The 20,390-nt window shown below is 70.9% G+C and carries 16 protein-coding genes, 1 tRNA gene and 2 pseudogenes; 4 read left to right on the forward strand and 15 right to left on the reverse strand.

Annotated features, from left to right (window positions below):
* Positions 1–173: 173 nt before the first annotated feature.
* The gene (locus AC0B9F_RS19310; protein WP_472004121.1) at positions 174–1,061 is read right to left on the reverse strand and encodes a prohibitin family protein; all 888 of its coding nucleotides are present in this window, start codon (positions 1,059–1,061) and stop codon (positions 174–176) included.
* Between the two features lie 213 nt (positions 1,062–1,274).
* Between AC0B9F_RS19310 and AC0B9F_RS19315 the strand changes: the two genes are divergently transcribed.
* Positions 1,275–2,522 carry a serine hydrolase domain-containing protein gene (locus tag AC0B9F_RS19315; protein ID WP_472004123.1) on the forward strand — a complete coding sequence of 416 codons (1,248 nt, stop codon included), beginning with the start codon at positions 1,275–1,277 and terminating at the stop codon, positions 2,520–2,522.
* A gap of 32 nt (positions 2,523–2,554) precedes the next feature.
* Here the strand turns inward: AC0B9F_RS19315 and AC0B9F_RS19320 are convergent, their stop codons facing one another.
* From AC0B9F_RS19320 to AC0B9F_RS19335, 4 genes are all read right to left on the reverse strand, one after another.
* Complete coding sequence (locus AC0B9F_RS19320; protein ID WP_472004125.1) at positions 2,555–4,198, reverse strand: serine hydrolase; 1,644 nt, start codon at positions 4,196–4,198, stop codon at positions 2,555–2,557.
* A 161-nt stretch (positions 4,199–4,359) separates the two neighbouring features.
* Entirely contained in the window at positions 4,360–5,136 is a 777-nt protein-coding gene (locus tag AC0B9F_RS19325) for an ASCH domain-containing protein (protein WP_472004126.1), read from the reverse strand.
* Positions 5,137–5,214: 78 nt separating this feature from the next.
* Positions 5,215–6,414 (reverse strand): SPFH domain-containing protein, encoded by a 1,200-nt coding sequence (locus AC0B9F_RS19330; RefSeq protein WP_472004128.1) that lies wholly within the window; start codon positions 6,412–6,414, stop codon positions 5,215–5,217.
* A gap of 11 nt (positions 6,415–6,425) precedes the next feature.
* Entirely contained in the window at positions 6,426–6,677 is a 252-nt protein-coding gene (locus tag AC0B9F_RS19335) for a hypothetical protein (RefSeq protein ID WP_472004130.1), read from the reverse strand.
* A 273-nt stretch (positions 6,678–6,950) separates the two neighbouring features.
* Here AC0B9F_RS19335 and AC0B9F_RS19340 point away from each other — a divergent pair, with 273 nt between their 5' ends.
* Positions 6,951–7,433, forward strand: coding sequence for a DUF5994 family protein (locus AC0B9F_RS19340; protein ID WP_472004132.1), 483 nt, complete (start codon positions 6,951–6,953; stop codon positions 7,431–7,433).
* A gap of 115 nt (positions 7,434–7,548) precedes the next feature.
* Here the strand turns inward: AC0B9F_RS19340 and AC0B9F_RS19345 are convergent, their stop codons facing one another.
* The 10 genes and pseudogenes from AC0B9F_RS19345 to AC0B9F_RS19390 all read right to left on the reverse strand — a co-directional run bounded on the left by AC0B9F_RS19345 (position 7,549) and on the right by AC0B9F_RS19390 (position 16,952).
* Complete coding sequence (locus AC0B9F_RS19345; protein ID WP_472004134.1) at positions 7,549–8,751, reverse strand: PP2C family protein-serine/threonine phosphatase; 1,203 nt, start codon at positions 8,749–8,751, stop codon at positions 7,549–7,551.
* 138 nt (positions 8,752–8,889) lie between these two features.
* Positions 8,890–9,402 carry a DUF5994 family protein gene (locus AC0B9F_RS19350; protein ID WP_472004135.1) on the reverse strand — a complete coding sequence of 171 codons (513 nt, stop codon included), beginning with the start codon at positions 9,400–9,402 and terminating at the stop codon, positions 8,890–8,892.
* Positions 9,403–9,618: 216 nt separating this feature from the next.
* Positions 9,619–10,599: an STAS domain-containing protein gene (locus AC0B9F_RS19355; protein WP_472004137.1), complete on the reverse strand. Its 981-nt coding sequence runs from the start codon at positions 10,597–10,599 to the stop codon at positions 9,619–9,621.
* Between the two features lie 647 nt (positions 10,600–11,246).
* Entirely contained in the window at positions 11,247–11,879 is a 633-nt protein-coding gene (locus AC0B9F_RS19360) for a DUF6082 family protein (RefSeq protein WP_472004139.1), read from the reverse strand.
* A gap of 447 nt (positions 11,880–12,326) precedes the next feature.
* A pseudogene (locus AC0B9F_RS19365) lies at positions 12,327–12,661 on the reverse strand (NUDIX domain-containing protein); the annotation flags it as partial.
* 243 nt (positions 12,662–12,904) lie between these two features.
* Positions 12,905–12,980: transfer RNA gene (locus AC0B9F_RS19370), tRNA-Arg, on the reverse strand.
* 98 nt (positions 12,981–13,078) lie between these two features.
* A pseudogene (locus tag AC0B9F_RS19375) lies at positions 13,079–13,309 on the reverse strand (GntR family transcriptional regulator); the annotation flags it as partial.
* 192 nt (positions 13,310–13,501) lie between these two features.
* A complete protein-coding gene (locus AC0B9F_RS19380) occupies positions 13,502–13,759 on the reverse strand; it encodes a GntR family transcriptional regulator (protein WP_472004141.1) in 258 nt (85 codons plus the stop codon).
* 57 nt (positions 13,760–13,816) lie between these two features.
* Positions 13,817–15,406, reverse strand: a complete 1,590-nt coding sequence (locus AC0B9F_RS19385) for an IclR family transcriptional regulator domain-containing protein (protein ID WP_472004143.1) — start codon at positions 15,404–15,406, stop codon at positions 13,817–13,819.
* A gap of 232 nt (positions 15,407–15,638) precedes the next feature.
* Positions 15,639–16,952: a M6 family metalloprotease domain-containing protein gene (locus AC0B9F_RS19390; protein ID WP_472004145.1), complete on the reverse strand. Its 1,314-nt coding sequence runs from the start codon at positions 16,950–16,952 to the stop codon at positions 15,639–15,641.
* Between the two features lie 964 nt (positions 16,953–17,916).
* Between AC0B9F_RS19390 and AC0B9F_RS19395 the strand changes: the two genes are divergently transcribed.
* Together AC0B9F_RS19395 and AC0B9F_RS19400 are read left to right on the forward strand one after the other, a co-directional pair.
* A complete protein-coding gene (locus tag AC0B9F_RS19395) occupies positions 17,917–18,561 on the forward strand; it encodes a TetR/AcrR family transcriptional regulator (protein WP_472004147.1) in 645 nt (214 codons plus the stop codon).
* Positions 18,562–18,833: 272 nt separating this feature from the next.
* Positions 18,834–20,378, forward strand: a complete 1,545-nt coding sequence (locus AC0B9F_RS19400; protein ID WP_472004149.1) for an MFS transporter — start codon at positions 18,834–18,836, stop codon at positions 20,376–20,378.
* The last annotated feature ends 12 nt before the right edge of the window (positions 20,379–20,390 follow it).

Genomic DNA, 20,390 nt, shown 5'->3' on the forward strand with positions numbered 1-20,390 from the left:
TCGCATGGGTGCGAGCGCGCCGGTGCGACGCCCGGCCCTGCGTGCGCGGGGGTCGGCCGGAGGGCTCGGCGTATGCCGTGGGGGCGTCGGGTGTGGGTGGAGGCTCACGCTGCCGGCCGCCGGCCCGGGCGGGGGCGGCGGTCGGTCGGGGGCGTGCCTTGCCTTGGGGTGGGTTACCTCTTGGCGCCGTCCACGATGACCGGCGTGCCGTTCGCGTCGGTGCCGCAGGGGACCGCGTACACCGGGTTGGCCTTGGCGGCTTCCTTGTAGGCCTCCAGGCACTGGTTGTACAGCACCTTGTCGCTCAGCGACCGTTCGATGATCTTGTTGGCGGCGGCCGTGCCCTCCGCCTCGATCCGCTTGCGCTCCGCCTCCGCCTTCGCCGTGCGGGCCGCCTCCGTGGCCCGCTCGGTGGCCTGTTCCTGCTGGATCTTCTTGTCGATCTGGTCCTGCAGCTTGTCCGACGGCCTCACATTGCGCAGGTTGACGGTGGTGACGTCGATCCCGCGCGGCGTCAGCCGCTGCTTGACGAGTTCGGCGATCTGCGCGCCGATCTGCTCGCGGGCGGAGGCGTACCCCTCCTCGCTGGTGTGCTTCGCGAAGACGTTGCGGATGATCTCGCGGCTGTCGGGCAGCACCAGCCGCTGCTCGACGGCGTCCTCGCTGCCCGCCAGCCGGTACAGCGCGACCGCCTTCGCCGGCACCACGGCCCACTTGATGGTGACGTCGGCGTACAGCACACCGCCCTGCGAGGAGCGGACCTCGACGGTGTCCTTGCCGTTGAGGTCGAGGTCGACCGGGCGGGTGGAGAAGGACGTGACGTCGGTGAACGGCGACTTGAAGTGGACGCCGGACGTCAGCGGCGTACCGATCTTCCCGAAGGTCACCGGGACGCCGACCTCGTAGGCGCTGACGACGTGGACGCAGGCGAAGATCCCCGCCAGCAGCCCCGCCACGGCGCTCAGCGCCGCCCCGAGCCTGAAGCCCGTCGCGTCGCGGCGGCGACCGACGAGAAAGAGCACGACGGCCGCTATGAGCAGCACGATGGACAGCACGAACACGGTGATCCCCCTCCAAAGACGTTTCCGCGCCCTCCTGGGGCGCGACCCCGGCGCGCATCGTAGCGATCGAGGGTGACGCCGGCACAGCAGCGCGCAACACCCGGGGGCCCGAACGAGTGGACTCGCGAAGACCGGTGGCGCGGGGAAGCCTCAGCGCGCTTGCCCGATGGTGCCGTTGCCTTCTCAGCCCCCTCCCCGAGAAGGCGCCCCGACATGCGACGTATCCCCTCCCGACGCCTGTTCACCACCGCGCTCGCCGCGTCGGCGCTGGCCCCGCTGACGGTCACGCCCGCCGCCGCACGCGCCGGGGGCGACGACGCCCTCGACCTCCACCTCGACCCCTTTCACGACGCCGACACCGACCCCGGCCTCGACCCCCACCCCGGCCACTGCCGCCCGCACGGCCTCGGCCGTGAGCTGACCGCCCAGCTGGACAAGGCCGTCGAGGACGCCCGCCGGGAGGCCGGCATCCCCGGGCTGGTCGTCGGGCTGTGGATGCCGTGCAAGGGGACGTACGTCCGCCCGTCCGGCGTCGCCGACCTCACCACCCGCGAGCCGATGCGGACCGACTTCTTCACCCGGATCGGCAGCGAGACGAAGACCTTCACGGTCACCGCGCTCCTCAAGCTCGTCGACGACCGGCGCATCCACCTCGACGACCCGATCGCCGCCTACGTCGACGACGTGCCCAACGGCGAGCGGATCACCCTGCGCCACCTCGCCGAGATGCGCAGCGGACTGTTCCCGTACACCTCCGACCCGGACTTCATCCACGACCTGCTGAGCGACCCGTACCGCTTCTTCACGCCGCGCGAGGTGCTGGCGTACGGCTACAAGCACGACAACACCTTCGCTCCGGGCACGCAGTTCCAGTACTGCAACAGCAACCTCGTCCTGCTGGGCCTGGTGATCGAGCGGGTCAGCGGTCAGCGGGCCGCCGGCGTCATCCGCAACCGGGTGCTGCGCCCGGCCCGCCTGCTGCAGACGCTGTTCCCCGACGGTCCCGAGTTCCCCGAGCCGCACGCGCACGGCTACACGAACCAGACGCTCAGCGGCGCCGTCGAGGACTCCACCGACTGGAACCCCAGCTGGGCCTGGACGGCCGGCGCGATGATCTCCACCCTGCACGACCTGCGCCGCTGGGCGAAGATCGTCGCGACCGGCACGCTGCTCACCCCGGAAACCCAGCGCGAACGCCTGAAGATGCTCCCGACCGGCTACCCCGGCACGAGCTACGGCCTCGGCATCTTCGACAGCGGCGGCTGGATCGGGCACAACGGCTCCATCCCCGGCTACGAGAGCGTGACGGTCTACCTGCCCCCGCACGACGCGACGATGGTCCTGCTCCTCAACACGGACATCACCCACGCAGGCCAGGAACCGTCGTCCCTGGTGGCCCGGGCGATCACCCGGATCGTGACCCCGGACCACGTGTACGACCGCCCGGTACCGCCGCGCTAGAACACCCGGGCCGGGGCGTCAGCGGGTGAAAGTCAGCGGGTGAACGTGCCCAGCTTGTTGGCGTCGAGGTGCTCGACGGTGACGCTCGTCGCCTTGCCCGACTCGACGTGGAAGGTGACCCCGGACAGGCCCACCGCGTTCTCCCCCTGGGTCCGGTAGCTGAAGGTGTCACCGGTGTAGTGCGACAAGGGGAACGTCATCTTGCGCGGACCCAGGGTCATGCTCAGTTTGCCCTTGGCGTCACGGCTCACGGTGAGCGGTCCGTAGTAGCCGTTCGCGTAGGTGCCCGTGTAGACGTCGTCGCCCTTGGCCGCCGTGACCTTCGACGGCGGCTTGGCGTAGTCGGTGGGGGAGGCGCCGGTGTAGGCGGCGCCCTCCACCACCGTGCGGAAGAAGGGCAGCCAGTCGACCGTCTGCTTCCCGTGCCGCGCGATGTCCACGAACGCGGAGGCCACCGCCTCGGGCACCCCGATGGGCTGCCCGTTCGTCAGTACGACGATGCCGAGCTGCTCGCCGGGCAGCAGGGTCACCGTGGTCGCGGCGCCCAGCTCGAAGGCGCCGGAGTGACTCAGCCGCAGCGCGCCGCCGTCGTCGTAACCGACGTTCCAGCCGAGGCCGTAGAAGCTCGGCGCACCGGCCGGGGCCCTCGGGGGGTTGGGAACGGAGTGCGGAATGCGGGTCTGGACCAGGGCGTCCGCGTCGATCAGCCTCTTCCCCGCGAACACGCCGTCGCCCAGTTGCAGCCGCATCCACTGCGACAGGTCGTCGATGTTCGAGCTGGCCCCGCCCGCGGGCGCCTGACTGTCCGCGTTCTCGGTGACGGAAGGCTTCCACCGCTTGTCGACCAGGACGTGGGCCGACGCCTTGTCGGCGGCCCTGTCGTAGTCGGCGCGCCGGTAGCTGGTGTGAGCCATCCCGAGCGGCTTGAACAGCGTGTCGGACGCGAGCTGCGGCCAGCTGGTCTTCGCCGCGGCGGCCACCGCCTCACCCGCCGCGGTGAGGCCGTAGTTGGTGTAGGCGTAAGTGGAGCGGAAGGCGGTGAGCGGCTCCAGCCGCAGGTGCCGCTCGATGTAGTCCCGCTGATACCCCAGGTCCTGCAGCAGATCACCGGCGTGGTCGGGCAGCCCGCTGCGGTGCGAGAACAGGTCCGCGTACGTGACGTTCGCGGTCACATAGGGGTTCTTGAGCGCGAACCCCGGCTCCTGCTTGACCACCGGATCGTCCCAGCCGACGACTTTGCGCCCCACGGCCCCGGAGACGACGGTGGACGCCAGCGGCTTGGACAGCGACGCCAGCTGGAAGACCGTCTTCGCGTCGACCTTGCCGCCCTTCCCCAGCTCCCGGACGCCGAAGCCCTTCTCGTACACGGCCTTGTCCCGGTACACGACCCCCACGGCGACCCCGGGCACCCCGGACTGCCGCATGGCGTTCTCCACGAGCCCGTCGAGCTTTCCCACCGCCGCCTCGACCCGTTCCGGCGTCAACTGAGGCGGCGGCTCCTTCGGCGGAGTGGGCGCGAGCGAGGCGCCGGCGGACGGGGCGTCGGTGGCGGCCTCGGCCCCGTCACCGCACCCGGACAGGGCGAGTGCGAGCGCACTGAGCTGTACGACGGCCACGCCCACCCGGACCGGCCGCAACCACGCGATCCTGCTGCTCCTGCGACTCTGCTTCGGCATGATCGGCGTTCCTCACGCTCACGGGTTCCCAGGGCACGGCCTGCGCGGCTTCCATGCTTGCGGCAGCGGAGCCGGGCGGCACTCGGGGGTCGCCAAGTGGGTGAGGGAGGTGGTGGGACCCCGGGGTGCGGGGTCGGACGTCGGCCAGGGGGGTGCGGGGGTCAGACGTCGGCCAGGCGGAAGTGGACGACGGCGACATCGTCGTCGGGGTGGATGTCGGGGTAGTGGTACCGCAGCCTGTCGTGCAGCGTCGCGAGATCGGGGAAGCCGTCGGCGACGGCGTCCTGAACGGTCAGCTCACCGGCCCTCTTGTGACGGATCGCCGTCACGACCCCCGGGATCACCACCTCCTCGTCCAACTCGAAGACGAGGTCGACCGGGCCCGTCGCGACCGGAGTCCTCAGGCGCACAGTCGTCGTCTTGCGCCCCGAGCGGACGGCGTCGAGATAGTCCCGGTGGAAGGACAGGGACTGCGTCGCCGTCGCGGGCCCGCCCGCCTCGGAGGAGGAAGCGGAGGCTGAGCCGGAGACGGCGTGATCCGCCCACACATAGCTGTGCGGCAGCAGTTCCGCCACGGCGATGCTGCGGACCCCGTCCGCCGTGGGCACCAGTACGCGGATGCCCGGATGACGGTCGAGCAGGACCTGCCGGTCACGCCCGCACGGCGCGAGCACTCCGCGACCGTTGTCCCCGACGGCCACGATGGCCGCCAGCTCACGCGCCCCCGCCGCACGGGCGTGCCCCAACGCCACGAGCTCGGCACAGGGCCCGCCGGTGAAGTGATAGAGGTTGATGCCCCCGAACATCCGCCCCCGCACATCCCGCACGGCGGCCCCCACGGTGTGCACCTCGCCGTCCCCGTTGCCGTCCACGATCCGCCGAGCGAACTCGACCAGTTCCACGTCTTCTTCGGCGAGTTGCTCAAGGTCGCGTTCCATGCGCAGCAGCTTAGAAGAGGATCGACCGGCACCTCTGAGCGCCCAGCACCTCTGAACGCCCAGAGTGCGGACGTACCGTCAGTCGACGTCCACCCGGCCGTCCTTCGGCTTCTGCTCCTTGCCGGCGGCCAGTCGGAGCAGGCCGTTGTCCTCGCTCCCCTCGGGGCGCCGGCCGCCGGGGCGGCTGCCGTCGGAGTCCTGGCCGTTCAGGTTCTGGCGGACCGAGTCGAGGATCGTCAGGCCCTGGGACACCAGTCCGGCGGCGATCTCACCGAGGCCGTCCGCGCCGTTGAGGACGTTGACGTTGGCGCCCGCGAGGCCGCCGGCGGCCTCCTTGACGATCTGCGGGAGCTGGTCGATCAGCATCCGGTCGAGCGCGACCCGGTCGTACGAGGCCGCCGCCTCTGCCTGGATCTTCATCCGCTGCGCCTCGGCGGCCGCGAGAATCCGGACCCGCTCGGCCTCGGCCTCGGCGGGCTTCACGATCTCGGCCACCAGCTGCTGCTGACGCAACTGGGCCTGACGCTGGGCCAGTTCCGTCTGGGCGGCGAGCACCTCCTGCTGGGCGTCGGCCAGCGCCAGCGGTCCCGCCTGCGCGGCCTTCGCCTGTGCGCGGTCCACCTCCGCCGAGTACTCGGCCTTGACGATGGCGGTCTGCCGGGAGTACTCGGCCTGTGCGCGGGCCGCCGCCTGCTCCGCCTCGGCCGCGGCCTGGGTGGCCTGCGCCTGGGCGATCTGGGCCTGCCGCTGGATGGCCGCCTTGTGCGGCGCGGACATCGCGTCGATGTAGCCGGTGTCGCCGTCGTCGATCGACTGGATCTGAAGGGAGTCGACGGTCAGACCGATCTTCGCCATCTCGGTCTTGGAGGTGTCCAGGACCTCCGCGGCGAGCTTCTGCCGCTCGGTGACGATCTCCTCGACCGTCATCGAACCGATGATGGCCCGCAGATGGCCGGCGAAGATGCGGCCGGTGAGCACCGACATCTGCTCCTGGTCGGAGAGGAACCGCTGACCCGCGTTGATGATGCTCTCGTGATCGTTGCCCACCTTGAAGGCGATGACCGCGCGGACGTGCAGCGCGATGCCCTGCCTGGTCACACAGGTCTCGGTGACCTCGGACTCGCACATGGACAGGGTGAGGAAGCGGACCTTGCGGAAGACCGGGAGCACGAACTTGCCGTGCCCCGTCACCACGCGAAACGGCGCGCCCCCCAGGCCCCGCCTGCCTCCCGAGATCAACATCGCCTCGTCGGGGGCGGGGACGCGGTATCCGAACATGCCTGTACTCCTCAGTCGGCGTCGGCGGTGTCCTCGCCGAGCGCGTCCAATGGATCCACCCACTCGATGACGCCGACCTCACGGCATCCACGCGATTCGATCACGAGCACCGTGGCGCCCGCCGACAGGGGGTTGTCCGACCATGCGAGGAAGGTCTCGGAGCCGCCTCTGATCCGTACCAGAATCTCACCGGGGCCCGCGGAACCGCGAGTTCCGATGAGCAGTGTCCCCGTGCAGCCGACCACGGCCTCGTCCTGTGGCATCACCGGCTGTCCTCCTCGTCCTGTCCCCTTGATTCCGACGATAGCCCCAGCCCGGCCCGGACCCAACGGGCCGGCCCGGACCCAACGGCCAGGAGGGCCCGCTCTGCGGGACGCGACGGGGCGCGTGGGACCAGGAGTCGGGTTGCGACGGGGCGCGACGGGACGCGTGGGACCAGGAGTCGGGACGCCACGGGGCGCGTGGGACCAGGAGTAGCGTGGCAGGTGCGAGGTGAGCCACGTTTCCGCGCAGGCTCTCGACGACGGGTGGTCCCCATGACCGGCTCGGACACCCCACCTGTTCCCCGGCGTCTGCCCAGTGGCGTCCACGAGGCCGTACGGCCGGGATGCGCTCTGCTCCGGCTGGAGACCACGGAGTCGCGCGAAGGCGTCCTCGACGGTGCGTGGTGGCCGCGCTCGCGCGACATCGGGACCGAGCTGCCCGCCCTGCTGAGCGCCGTCGTCGGACACCTCGGCCCCGTGACGCGCGTGGGACTGGACACCGCGGCCTGGGAAGGGCTCCCGACGCGGATCGTCGTGAACGACCAGGTGGTGCACGTCGACTCCTTCCCGGACGGTGACGACACGGTCCTGATCACCCGGGGCGACCGGGACGTCTTCTCCCTGCTGGTGGTACCGCCGGACGCGGCCCCGGACGCCGCCCGCGCCGCGATGGCCCAGGCCGTCCGCGCGGACAACGTCAGCCAGGCGGAACAGATCCTCGTCGACACCGGGAGTGGACACGAGCCGTCGGGCTGATGCGCCGCGCCCCGCCCGCGTGAGGCCGGTGGGGTCGGCGGCGGGTGGGATGGGCCGCGGGTGAGGTCGGCCGCGGGTCGGGTCGGCCGCGGGTGAGGTGGGCCGCCGGCCGGGGTCAGCCGCGCCACTCCACCATGAGCAGCGTGGCGTCGTCCGTGGTGTGTCCGCCCCTGGCCCGTTTGAGCGTGTGGGACAGGGCGCGCGTCACCGCCCGGATCCCGCGGCCGGTTCTCTCCAGCTGGTTCACGCAGTCGATCAGCTGGTCCTCCCCGAACTCCTCCCCACGGCTGGTGTGCTCCTCGACCAGCCCGTCGGAGAAGTACAGAACCCGGTCGCCGCGCTCCAGCTGCAGTTCGCTGATCCGGGGCTCCGCACCGCCCAGGCCGACCGGGAGCGTCGTCGGGGCGATGAGGCGCTGTGCCACGCGGTGGTCACGGATGAGGAGCGGCGGCGGATGCCCGGCGTTGACCCACTGCACCCGTCCCGTCGTCGTCTCCAGCTGCATCATCTGTGCGGTGACGAAGTGCTCGGGGCCGAACTGCCCGGACACGGCCCGGTCCATGAAGTCGTAGATCGCCGACAGCCCGATGCCGAGGCGGCGGGCGTGGCGGTAGGCGCCGATGGCCACGGTGGCCATCGTGGCCGCGTCCAGTCCGTGGCCCATCGCGTCGATCATGACGACGTGCAGGACGTCGCCGTTGAGGGCGTAGTCGAAGCTGTCACCGGCCACGTCGTAGGCGGGTTCCAGGATCCCGGCCACGGCGACCCGCGGCATGATCATCGCCAGCGGCGGCAGCAGGGACCACTGGATCTCCGCGGCGACGCTCATCGACTCGCCGCGCCGGACACGGAAGAACTGGTCGGAGTAGCCGTGCTTGGTCACCAGCAGGTCGGCCACCAGCCCGGCGACCCTGAGCAGCAGGCGGCGGTCGTGGTCGTCGATGCTGTCCAGGGTCACCGCCATGACGCCGACCTGGTCACCGCCGTCGAGCAGCGGCAGGTGGATCCTGCGTCCGTCGTCCTCGAGCAGTTCGATGGTCTGAGCGTCGAGAAAACAGCGGCCGGCCGAGGAGTCGTCGATCACGTGCGGTTCGCCGCCCGTGAGGCCGTGGCCGGGCAGCGGTACGAGCAGCAACTGGCCGTAGTCCTGGAGCAGCACCTGCGGCCGGCGGCCCCCGAGCCGTTCCACTACGTCGGAGACCAGGGGCCCGATGAGGTGGGGCGGCAGCTCGTGCGCGCGATCGAGGATCTCGCCCAGCAGGGATTCGCCGAAGCTCTCGGAGCGGTCGGTGTCCTGGTCGCGGCGCTCAGCCGTCATCCCCGCACCTGCCCTGATCCGAGCCGATCGGGGCGGTGGGACGGGACGACGAGGGGCTGCCGGCGTCGTCACTCCGCCGAGGGAGTGCCGGCGCTCGGCTCGGCCGGTGGTCAGGTGGGCCCGACCGCAGGGTGCCTCTCACCTGAGCCCAGGCCCTCCTTCCGACTCCCACGTGGCCTGCCCGTCGAGGCCGCTCTCGACGAGTGCCAGCAGGTGCGGAGCCGACAGCGAGTTCCCGGAGCCGGCGGCGGCGATCAGCAGCCCGGCAGCCGCTCCGGCCGGTTCGTCCGGCGGGATCACCAGCAGTTTCCACTGACCCACGGTGTCGCAGTCCACCGTGATGGCATGCGCCTCGGCGTCGACGTCGGTCAGGGCCACCTCGATCACATGGCCGGGCGCCATCACCCTGTGCGGGGCATCGGGCCAGGCGGCCGTCCCCACGGTGACGTGGGTGACGTTGCCGATGCCCGGATCCAGTGAAGCGACCAGCGCGGGCAGCTCCAGTTCCAGCGCGTCGCAGCGCGGCCACCACGCTCCGTCCAGCGGGCCGTGGCTGACGTCCGGCGTGAGGCGCAGCCGGGGCAGGGGCATCCGGTAGGTGTGTCCGTCCCCTGGGGTCGTACCTTCGGCGGGCTTGGTGATGGCGTTCATCGTGTGATCCCGTCCCGGGCGGTTTTCCGGCTGCCCGTGTCCAGGACCCAGGACGCGGACTCACCGGGAACGGCGCCGCCGTGGTCGTGCGCCCGAAATATCTCGGTATGTGCCAGGCTACCCCCGGCCGCGCGGGACGGCACGGCACTTGATCCCTCTCCGCCCGCTCCGCATCCCTCTCTGCCCGCTCCGCCGGATCAGCGCCGCTCTGCCGTATCAGCGCCGCTCCGCCGGGGGTGCCCCTTCGACCGGCAGGATCAGGACGCAGGGGGCGACAGGTCCGGGCAGCCCGATGACCTCTCCCATGTTCTGCCAGCCCCAGGACGAGAAGGCAGCCTGTGCGGCCCGGTCGGCGGGGTGCAGCAGGGCGACGCCGAGGGAGGAGTGCAGGTCGGTGAGCAGACGCTGTTGCAGACGGCGGGCGATGTCGCGGTGCTGCGCGTGCGGACGGGACACGACCTGGGTGAGGAAGACGAACCGTGCTCGGGAGGTGAGCCGTTGGACGCTCTCCTGGAGCGTTCCGTCGAACGCCCGGCGACCGGAGTCGTCCGGATCCACCGGAAAGCCGAAGGAGCAACCGACCAGTACCGTCGTCTCGGCGACCAGCAGCGCGAAGCCGGGACGGTGGGCACTGACCGCCAAGCGGCGCAGCAGATCTCCACGGCCGCGGTACGCCTCGCCCGGAGTACCCGCGACGGACGCCGCGGCCAGGTCCGCGATGTCCTCGCGCATCCCCTCGGCCTGCCAGCGGGTCAGCCGGCGAAGGCGGATCCCGTCCTTGAGAACAGGCTGATCCGGCCGGCCGGCGGAGCCTTCGGCCACCGCCCGCGTCGCGGTCCCCGTGCGATCACCGGGCCCGGCGGACGGCACGGGACCCCCGGGAGCCTCAAGGAGCAGAGAAGCGGACCCGGTGGCGGCGAGGAGCCGGGTGATCTGCGGGCACGGGTGGTGCAGCCGCAGGCAGGCGTGCACCCGGCCGGCGCGCTGAGACGCCGACAGGATGACGTCCAGGCCCCTGGTGTCGCAGGAGCCGACCGTGGCCAGGTCGATGTCGATCACGGTGACGCCGTCCAGCAGACACTGCTCCAGCGCGGCCCGCAGCAACGGTGTCGTGGCCGGCCCGATGTCACCGGCGAGCGTGACGAGCGTCCGCTCCCCCCGGTTCCGCCGACGGATGTCCAGCCGAGGAAGGATCATCACGCCTCCCCGAAGCGAAGGCGCGGCGCGGCCACAGCCGGCATGAGCCTGCGTGGAGTCGCTACGACCATGACGCACATGCTGCGGACCCGTCTCCGCGCCGATCACTGCAAACGGCCCGGAATCTCATCCCTCGCCGAGGACACCCCGACAAAGGCAGCCGGAGTACGCAAACCCTCGGTACCTCAACGGTACGCCGCGGGGGAGGGGGAACGGGGGGCGCTTGGCGGCGGCTGTGACGTGGCTGTGGGGGATGGCTCGGTGGCGTGATCTTGGGGGAGTGCGGGGCGGTTCCCGAAACCCTCCGATGGCCCGGTCCTGGAGGAAACCCCACTGAGGCGGCCAGTCAGTCTGTGCCCCCGGAAGGGTTCGAACCAGTGACATCCGCTTCAAGGAGTTCGATCCGAGACCATTTCTGCTGCTGCCATCGACTGGTTCGGCGGCCGGACGGAAACGCTGGTGTACGCCTCCGTCCGGCGTCGTTGATGTCAGCCGCGGATGTCAGAGGCCGTCCGATCCATAGCTCTACAGAGATCGGTCATTGAAGGTCATACAGCTGCCATGACGCTTCTGAGAGCCGGTGTGGGGCGCTGCCGGTTGCTGCACTCCGCTGCTGTACAACGTCATCAAAGATCTAGACGGGATTATTATCCCAGATCAGGGACGAAATAAGAGGAGGCCGCTATCGGCGGTCCGGCAGCCGCAGCATTTTCGTATGCCTCGTCCATCAGGTCGACAAATCGAATCTGCCGCGCATCCCCTGTCGCCTCTGCAAACTCGCGCCAGCCTACGGAACGATCAACCCAATGATCTCGCGCCCGCTCGCCCCGGAAGTGCAACTCAAGCTGGACGCGTGTTGCGTCGTCGTTCACACGCTTAAGCAAATAGTCGGAGTAGTATTGCGTAACGATCAAATGCGTGAAGTGGAGTTGCCTTGCTAGAGTCAAAGGGAGTGGGCTCTGTGATGGTGCCCAGCAAACGAGAAGCTCAGGATCATTGATCGACATAAGCGCCAGTTCACGGTGCGCAGCACGCCGCTCTTCCTCATTGGATATGTCGGTCTGGTGGGCTTGATAGGCGAGAGATACTGCAACCCCGATCAGTGCTGCACCCGAGAAGATCACGGAGAGGAATCCGTAGGCTTGTCCGACGTTACTGAGTGATTGCCAGTCTTCTCCGAGAAATGAGAGACCCTTGAGGGCTAATGGGGTCAGCGCGATGGTGGCGATTGTGGCAACGGCGATACCCCACGGGAAGTGTCTGTTTCGCCAGAATTCCATGTTTTACCCCTTGTTCCTTCGTTCTGTCGGAATCTGCTACCAGGCTGTTTGTCCGTGGCAGTTGAGGGGGATGGTTCCCAGCTCTGTGCGACGCCATACGAGCGGTCGGTGGAGGGATTTTGGGAGGGAGCTGCTTTGGCGCGAGTGTGATCATGGACCCGTAAGCTTCCGGCGCGTCGGGCAGTCTGTGGACCTGCCCGGTAAAGCACGACGTTGGGGCCATGATCTTCGAGGCTCGCGCCAAAGGGGCTGCCTAAAATCGCGGAGCCGACCGCCCCAGCCACGACGAACCCCTTCTCTGACCTCATGCGGCTGATTGCTGTGCGCGCGGCACGGGCGCCGGCCGGGCTGGAGCGGGGCGGAGACAGGAGCGCAGGCCCGGCCGGGGGCCGGGCCTGCGCGCGGCGAGCAGGGCGAGCCGCCTTGATGAAGTAGAGAAAGTCTTATCCCGCTGGGGATGAGGCGGTTCCCGTCGTGGCTCCGGGTGGAGGCCGTAGCCGTTCAGGGCGTCCAGGAGCCTGATCGGGAAGGCCGTTGCCGTGCGCTCGATGAACTCGCACTCGTCGGGTGTGAACCACTCGACGCCTGTGGACTTGTCCGATGTGCGCCCGGCGCCGCCCGGTGGCTTGCAGCGGAAGACCAGGGCCACGATGCCTCGGGTGGTGTTCTTGTAGACGCCGGTCAGCTCGTCCACTTCGCCCAGGATCCCTGGCTCCCAGAAGGACCTCGCGGCCTACGTCGGCCTCGGGGGTTTCATCGAGTTCGACCACGCCGCCTGGCAGCTCTCAGGTGCCGTCGTCGGCGGGGTGAATTGCCAGGAGCCAGCCATCCTTGGGGCCCTGTGCCTCCGTCAGGGAGAGATCATCGGCCGCACCGTGGCGTGATGGGGGTCCTCGGCCAGCGAGGCCATGAGCCGCATGGCCCAGATGCTCAGGAAGACGCCCCGCTCGTGGGTGATCGCCCGCGTTGATGTCAGAAGTAGATGTCAAAGGCCCCGGACCAAGATCGGTCCGGGGCCTCCGCACTGGTGCCCCCGGCAGGATTCGAACCTGCGACACCCGCTTTAGGAGAGCGGTGCTCTATCCCCTGAGCTACGAAGGCGGCGCCCGCCGGATGTCCGGCTGGCACATGACAGGGTAGCGGATGCGTGTCCTTGGGGGAGGGAGCAAGGTCCCCAAGGCTCTACGCCGAGGGGGCCGGGGCAGGGAGTCGGAGACGTACGTGCCGAGGCCGACCTCGCCGCGTGTCCAGCCCTGTTCCCGTAGGAGGCGCATGGCCTTCGCTGCCGTCGCGTTCACCACGCCGAACTCCTGGGCGATCTCCAGGGTCGACGGCACCCGGCTGCCCGGAGGGTACGTGCTGTCCTTGATACGTCGGGTGATCTCCGCTGCGATCTGGCGCCAGAGGGGGCGAGTGCTGTCCAGTTCCATGAACGTCAGCGTGGGGGATCAGAACTCGATGCGTCCGTGGTTGCTCACGATCACGACGCTCTTGGGTGTACCTCGTGCGTCCTTGGCGAGCGGCGGGGTCGGCCTGCGGCGCCGGGTCAGGAAGAGAGGTGCTTTCCTCTGTCCCCGCTGCGCACGACGGCGGCGGGCCGCGCGTTGGGGACGGGCAGGGCCTCAGGCCGCCGGCAGCGGGTCGGAGACGAACCAGCCACGTTGGGGTACCGCGTACACCCAGCCCTCGGCTGCGAGGAGGCCGAGGCCCCGGCGCACGGTCGTCCGGGCGATCCCGTGCCGCTGGACCAGCTGGGCTTCGCTCGGCAGCATCCGCCCCCGCTGCCAGTCGCCGCGTCGGATCTGTGCACGCAGGATCTCCGCCAGTTGCCGGTACGGCGTGAGGGGTGCGCCGTGATCGATCTCAGCGTCAGGATTCATGTGGACGACGCTAAGCACGCGGGCGTCATCGCGGGGCGGAGTACGGGTAAACGGCCTTCACGTGAGCGGGACTTGGGTGAAGTGGGATGCCGTGTGGAGGTCCTCCTCGATTTGGGACGCCGTTGTCAGGAGTTCCGGGAGGAGGGTTTTCACGCAGTCCTCCGGGGTGCGGCGAGCCGCGTGCGTTGCCGTTGTCAGCGACGCGATCACCTCGCCCCCGGCGTCATGGATCGGCACCGCCAGTGTGCGCAGGCCCGCTTCCAGTTCCGCGTTCAGAAGGACGTAGGGGGCGGCGGTCTTCCCGGCCGGGTGCAGGATGCGGCCCGCAGAGGTCTGGGAGGACGGGAGGCCGGTGCCCAGGGGGAGGTTCGCGCTCATCACACGGTGGTGCGTCGAGCGGGCCACGTACTGGATCTGGTCCGGGGACGGGGTGCGGATCGCCAGCGCCGTCGATTCCTGGATGCGGGACGTCAGGTCGTTCAGGTGCGGCCTCGCGATGTCCGGCAGCGTCGAGCGGGACAGGGGCGGGAAGCCCAGGGACAGCACCCTCGGGGTCAGGGAGAACACGCGGTCCTCCGCCGTCCCCACCAGGCCCAGGTACTCGTACGTGATCAGCGCCCTGCGTGCCGTCGCCCTCGCCAGGCCCGTCGCCTTCGCCACCTCCGTCAGCGTCAGGCTTCCTCTGCCCTCGCCGAACGCCGTCAGGACCGTCAGGCCCCTCGCCAGGGATTCGACGAAGGTGCGGCCCAGTTCGTTCTTCGATGCCGTCGTCCACGTTGCCAGGCCGGCGGGGGGTGGCGCGGATTGCCCAGGGGGCTCCGCGGCCAGGTCCTTCTCCATCGTCCGCACCGCCTCCCGCAGGCGCGGCAGCAGCGTCGCCGTCAGATCGTCCGCCGTGTGGCGGCTCGTGTGGCTCACCACGCTCGCCACGCAGGCGATGCGGCCGCTCCCCGGGTCCCGCACCGGCGCCGAGACCGCCACCAGGCCCGGTTCGATCAACTGGTCGTCCAGGGACCAGCCGTCCCGCGCCGCCCGCCGGGCGCGGTGGGCGAAGTCCTCTTCCGGGTACGGCCGTTCCCGCGGCGGTACGGCCGGGAAGGCGGCGTCCCGCGGGTCCGCCGCCCGGCGTTCGCGCCAGCAGCGCCAGTCGGCGTCCGTCCACTCGGTGGCGAAGAGCGGGCCGGGAGCCGTGCGTTCGGCCGGGAGCAGGTCGCCGATGCGGAAGCTCAGGGACATCGCGCGGCGGCGGGTCGCCTGGTGGATGAAGCGGATGCCGTCGCGGTCGGCGACCGCCAGCGACACGGACTCGTCCAGTCCGTCCGCCAGGGCGTCCGCCCGCGCCGCCAGCAGCGCCGGCAGGCGCAGGGCCGCCAGGTAGGCGTTGCCCAGTTCCATGACGCGGGGGGTCAGGATCGCGTCGCGGCCGTCCAGGCGGACGTATCCCATGCGGGCCAGTGTCGCGGTGATGCGGTCCACCGTGGAGCGCGCCAGGTTCGTACTCCTCTCCAGCGCGCTCAGGCTGAGCGTGCCGCCCGCCTCCGTCAGCCGGTGCAGTACCGCGACACCGCGGATCAGCGGAGTGACGGCCTCCGCCGGGGGCGCGGGGGTCCCGGGGGCGGCATGGGCGGCGGCGTCGGGCGGGTGCATGGGCCGTACGGTCTCCGGGCTGGCGGGGGGGGAGGGGACGTGCGGACACCGTATCCGGCGGGACGCAGTGACCGGGTGGCGAGCGATCGGTTCGGCGGGGGGCAGTGACCGAGTGGCGGGCGATCGGCTCGGTGGGGTGCAGTGACCGGGTGGCGGGCCATCGGTTCCGCTGCGGTCGGCTGCGGGTCGGCGCCGGAGGCGGTCCCGGTTCCGGCGGCTCACGGGCCGGCCTCTACTTCCGCGTCACCCGGACCACCACCTCGCCCTCCGTGTCACCCTCGCCGTCCGGTTCCGTCACCGTGATGCGGATGCCGTGCCGGGGGTCGTCGAAGGACTGGCCCGGCACGAAGGTGGCGTCGGAGAGTTCCGCGTGGACGTTCGGACTGCGGGTGCAACCACCGCTGTTGGGCCGGGAGTCGTACACCTGGACGGGGCCCATGCCCGTGTCGACGTCGGCTTTCACGCGGTAGATGAGGACGCCCGGCCGGCACACCGCCTCGTCGTTGCCCTCCCGGGTGCGCAGCTCCAGCGCGTATCCGGTACGGGCGTCGAGCGGGACGAAGACCAGTTTGGGGCCGCCGGACCGGGCGAGCGGGGTGAGCGGGAACTCGGCCGTCCCGGGGGAGGCGGCGCAGCGGATCTGGGCGGCGTCCAGCCAGCCCAGCTTCCACTTGTGCCAGCCGAGCAGGTCGTTGTCGGCGCCCCAGTCCTCGCTCATGATGTCCCAGTGCCCGACCGCGCCCCCGCCGTCCGCGGTGTAGAGGTCGGGCAGTCCGAAGGTATGGCCGTTCTCGTGCGGCAGGACCCGGTAACCGGTGCGGGCGTAGGAGCCGGAGCCGTCGTCCTGGCGGGAGTAGACGAACGAGGCGTTGGCGACCGGGACGCCGTCCGCCACGGGGGCCTCGGCGTTGCCCGCGAAGGTCACCGACAGCACGGTGTCCAGGGCGGAGGGGCCCGCGTTCGGGGTGACCAGCACGTTCAGCAGGTCGTACTCGCTGAAGTCCACCCGGGCGTCCGCGGTGGCCACGATGTCCTGGACCAGCGCGCGGTAGCCCGGTTCGAAGGGGGCGCCGCGCTCTATGCCGTACGCCTTGAAAGGCTTCGGCATGTGCAGCCAGCCGGTGATCGGGGTGAACGGGCGGTAGTCCAGGCGGCCGTAGGAGCCGGTGCGGAACCATCGCTGGGTCTGCGGGAAGAACTCGTGGAAGCGGTCCATCGCCTTGCCCTGTCCCCGTGCGTCCGGGAAGTCGATCATCAGGTTCAGCGCGCGCACGGTCCCCGTGGAGTGCGCGTAGCCGCCGGCGGTGGGCACGCCCTCCGACATCTGGACGGCCGGGCCGCCGTTGATCATGCAGGGGCCGAGTGCGGTGGAACGGGACAGCGCCGCGACGGGACCCGCCCCGGCCGGGGAGGCGCCCGGCAACAGGTGCCCGCTGCCGGCGGAGGTGCTGACGGCGAGGGTCAGCAGCGTCACGGAGGCGAGGGCGGCCGTGCGGCGCGGGCGTATCCGGCGGTGCGTTCCCCTCCGGGGTCGCTGCGGCTGCATGCAGGGCCCTTCGCTCCAGGCAGCCTCCGGCTCCCGGCTGCATCCATGCGCTCACCCTCCGTCGCACCGGATGCGCTCGCGCGTTGAAGCGGGCCGATCGGGGGTCACGGGGAGGGGCGGCCCCGCGGGGCGGGCGGGGGAGTGGTCGACGCCTCGGGAGGGCGGCCCCGGGGGCGGCCGGGGGTCGCCCCGCCGCACCCGGCGGATGGCACTGGCCAGCCCGGAAGTCCCGGCAGAGCACCGGCCCCGCCGCGCCCGGCGTACGGCACTGGCCGGCCGGGAAGTCCCGGCAGAGCACCAGTCCCGCCGCACCCGGCGTACGGCACTGGCCGACCGGAACTCCCGCCAGAGCGCCGGCCCCGCCGCGCCCGGCTGACGGCGCCGGGCAGCCCGGAAGTCCCGGCAGAGCACCAGCCCCGCCGCACCCGGCGTACGGCACTGGCCGGCCCGGAAGTCGCGCCGACCGCCGCCCGTCGCCCCCGCCGCAGCCGCAGCCGGCGTACGGCACTGGCCGACCGGAACTCCCGCCAGAACGCCCACCCCGCCGCACCCGGCGGGCGGCGCCGGGTAGCCGGGAAGTCCTGGCAGAGCACCAGTCCCGCCGCACCCGGCGCACGGCACTGGCCGACCGGAACTCCCGCCGGAACGCCCACCCCGCCGCACCCGGCGGGCGCCCCGGGCAGCCGCGAAGTCCCGGCAATGCGCCCTGTGGGCAGCCGCGAAGTCCCGGCCGAGCGCCCTGTGGTCAGCCGCGAAGTCCCCGCCGAGCGCCCTGCGATTCAGCCGCGAAGTCCCCGCCGAGCGCCATGTGACCCAGGTCACCGAGAATCTCTCCGGCGACGGGAAATAACCGGGGACCGCTTCCCCGTTTAGTCAGGTGTTCGCGCGAAACGGGGACCGCGTCCCCGGATCGTGAGTCACCAGACAGACAGACGGAAAGACAGACCAGCCCGAGGAGTACGCCGTGACGATCACCGCAACCGCGCCGCGCAAGGTGCCCCGGCCCCGCGCCGACGCCCTGCGCAACCGCGAGCGCATCGTCACCGCCGCGCGGGAGATGTTCGTCGAGCACGGCCCCGACGTGCCGCTCGACGAGGTAGCCCGCCGGGCCGGCGTCGGCAACGCCACGGTGTACCGCAACTTCCCCGACCGCGACGCCCTCGTCCGCGAGGTCGTCTGCTCGGTCATGGACCGCACGGCGCAGGCGGCCGAGGAGGCGCTGGCCGCGACCGGGGATGCCTTCGGAGCGCTGGAGCGCTTCGCGCACACGGCCGCCGACGAGCGGGTCAGCGCGCTGTGCCCGATGGTCTCCAGCACCTTCGACCAGAACCACCCGGACCTGCAGGCGGCACGGGAGCGGTGCGAGCACCTCATCGGGGTGATCATGGACCGCGCCAAGGCGGCCGGCCAGCTCCGCACCGACGTCGAGGTCGGCGATCTGGTGATCGCCGTCGCGCAGCTCAGCCGGCCCCCGGCCGGCACGGGATGCGGCAGCCTCGACCGCTTCGTCCACCGCCATCTGCAGCTGTTCCTGGACGGGTTGCGGGCCCCGGCCCGCTCCGCCCTGCCGGGCACGGCCGCGACCCTGGAGGACCTGCGCAACGCCTGAGCACCGACGCCTGAGCACCGACGCCTGAGCACCGACGCCCGAGCGATCAGTTCCGCGCCCGCCGCCCGTCTGCACAACGGACGGTGACATCAACGGCCCCCACCCAGGGCGAGCCGTTCCCGCAGCCACCGCTTCCTTCCTCACCGCACGTTTCTCTCACCGCACGTTTCTCTCACCGCAGGTTTCTTCTTCACCGCAGCCTTTCTTCACCGCACAACTTCTCCGCTTACCGCACGTTTTTTCCGTCACGAAGTCCCGAAGTGGGTACCCCCATGTCCGAAACAGCTCTCAAGGCTCCCGGCGCCGTCCGCAGCGGCGGCGACGCCAACCGCTGGAAGGCGCTCGTCTTCATCGCGCTCGCTCAGCTGATGGTCGTCCTCGACGCCACCATCGTGAACATCGCGCTTCCCTCCGCCCAGACCGACCTCGGCATCTCCGACGGCAACCGGCAGTGGGTCGTCACCGCCTACGCCCTCGCCTTCGGCGGACTGCTGCTCTTCGGCGGCCGGATAGCCGACCTGTGGGGCCGCAAGCGCGCCTTCGTCCTGGGTCTCGGCGGGTTCGCCGCCGCGTCCGCGCTCGGCGGCGCCGCGACCACCGGCGCGATGATGTTCGGCGCCCGCGCCCTGCAGGGTGCCTTCGGCGCGCTGCTCGCGCCCGCCGCCCTGTCCCTGCTCGCGGTGATGTTCACCGACGCCAAGGAGCGCGCCAAGGCGTTCGGCATCTACGGCGCCATCGCCGGCGGTGGCGGCGCGGTCGGCCTGATCCTCGGCGGTTTCCTCACCGAGTACCTGAACTGGCGCTGGACGTTCTTCGTGAACATCCCCTTCGCCATCGTCGCCGCGCTCGGCGCCTACTTCGTCATCCGTGAGCCCGAGGGTGGCCGCAACCGCTCCCCGCTCGACGTCCCCGGCGTGGTGCTGTCCACCCTCGGCCTGGTCGCGCTGGTCTACGGCTTCACCCGCGCCGAGTCCGACGGCTGGGGCGACACCGTGACCGTGGCGATGTTCGTCATCTCCGCCGTCTCGCTGATCGCGTTCGCGCTCGTCGAGTCCCGGGTGAAGGCCCCGCTGCTGCCGCTGCGCGTGGTGACCGACCGCAACCGCGGCGGTATCTACCTCTCCCTCGGTCTCGCGATCATCGGCATGTTCGGCCTGTTCCTCTTCCTGACCTACTACCTCCAGGTCGTGAAGGGCTACTCGCCGGTCAAGACCGGCTTCGCGTTCCTGCCCATGGTGGCCGGCATGATCACCGGCTCCACCCAGATCGGCACCCGGCTGATGACCCGGATCCCGGCCCGCTTCCTGATGGGCCCCGGCTTCCTGGTCGCCGCGCTGGGCATGCTGGTGCTCACCCAGCTGAAGATCGACTCGTCGTACGGCACGCAGCTGCTGCCCGCGATGGTGCTGCTCGGCCTCGGCATGGGTACGGCGTTCATGCCGGCGATGTCCCTGGCCACCCAGGGCGTCCAGCCCCGGGACGCCGGTGTCGCCTCCGCGATGGTCAACACCTCGCAGCAGGTGGGCGGCGCGATCGGCACCGCCCTGCTGAACACCATCGCCGCGTCCGCGACCACGTCGTACGTCAGGGACCACATCGCGTCCGCCGCCGGCAAGCCGCAGCAGCAGCTGGTCGCGCTGCAGGGCATGGTGCACGGCTACTCCACCGCGATCTGGTGCGCCGTCGGCATCCTCGCCCTCGCCTCCCTGATCGCCTTCACCTTCGTCAACGCCGGCCGTCCGGTCTCCACCATGGTGGCCTCCGGGGACGGCGAGGGCATCGAGGACGAGGTGCCGGTGCCGGTGGTGGCCCACTGACCGGCCGCACGG

The organism is Streptomyces sp. NPDC097129 (genome assembly GCF_055668065.1).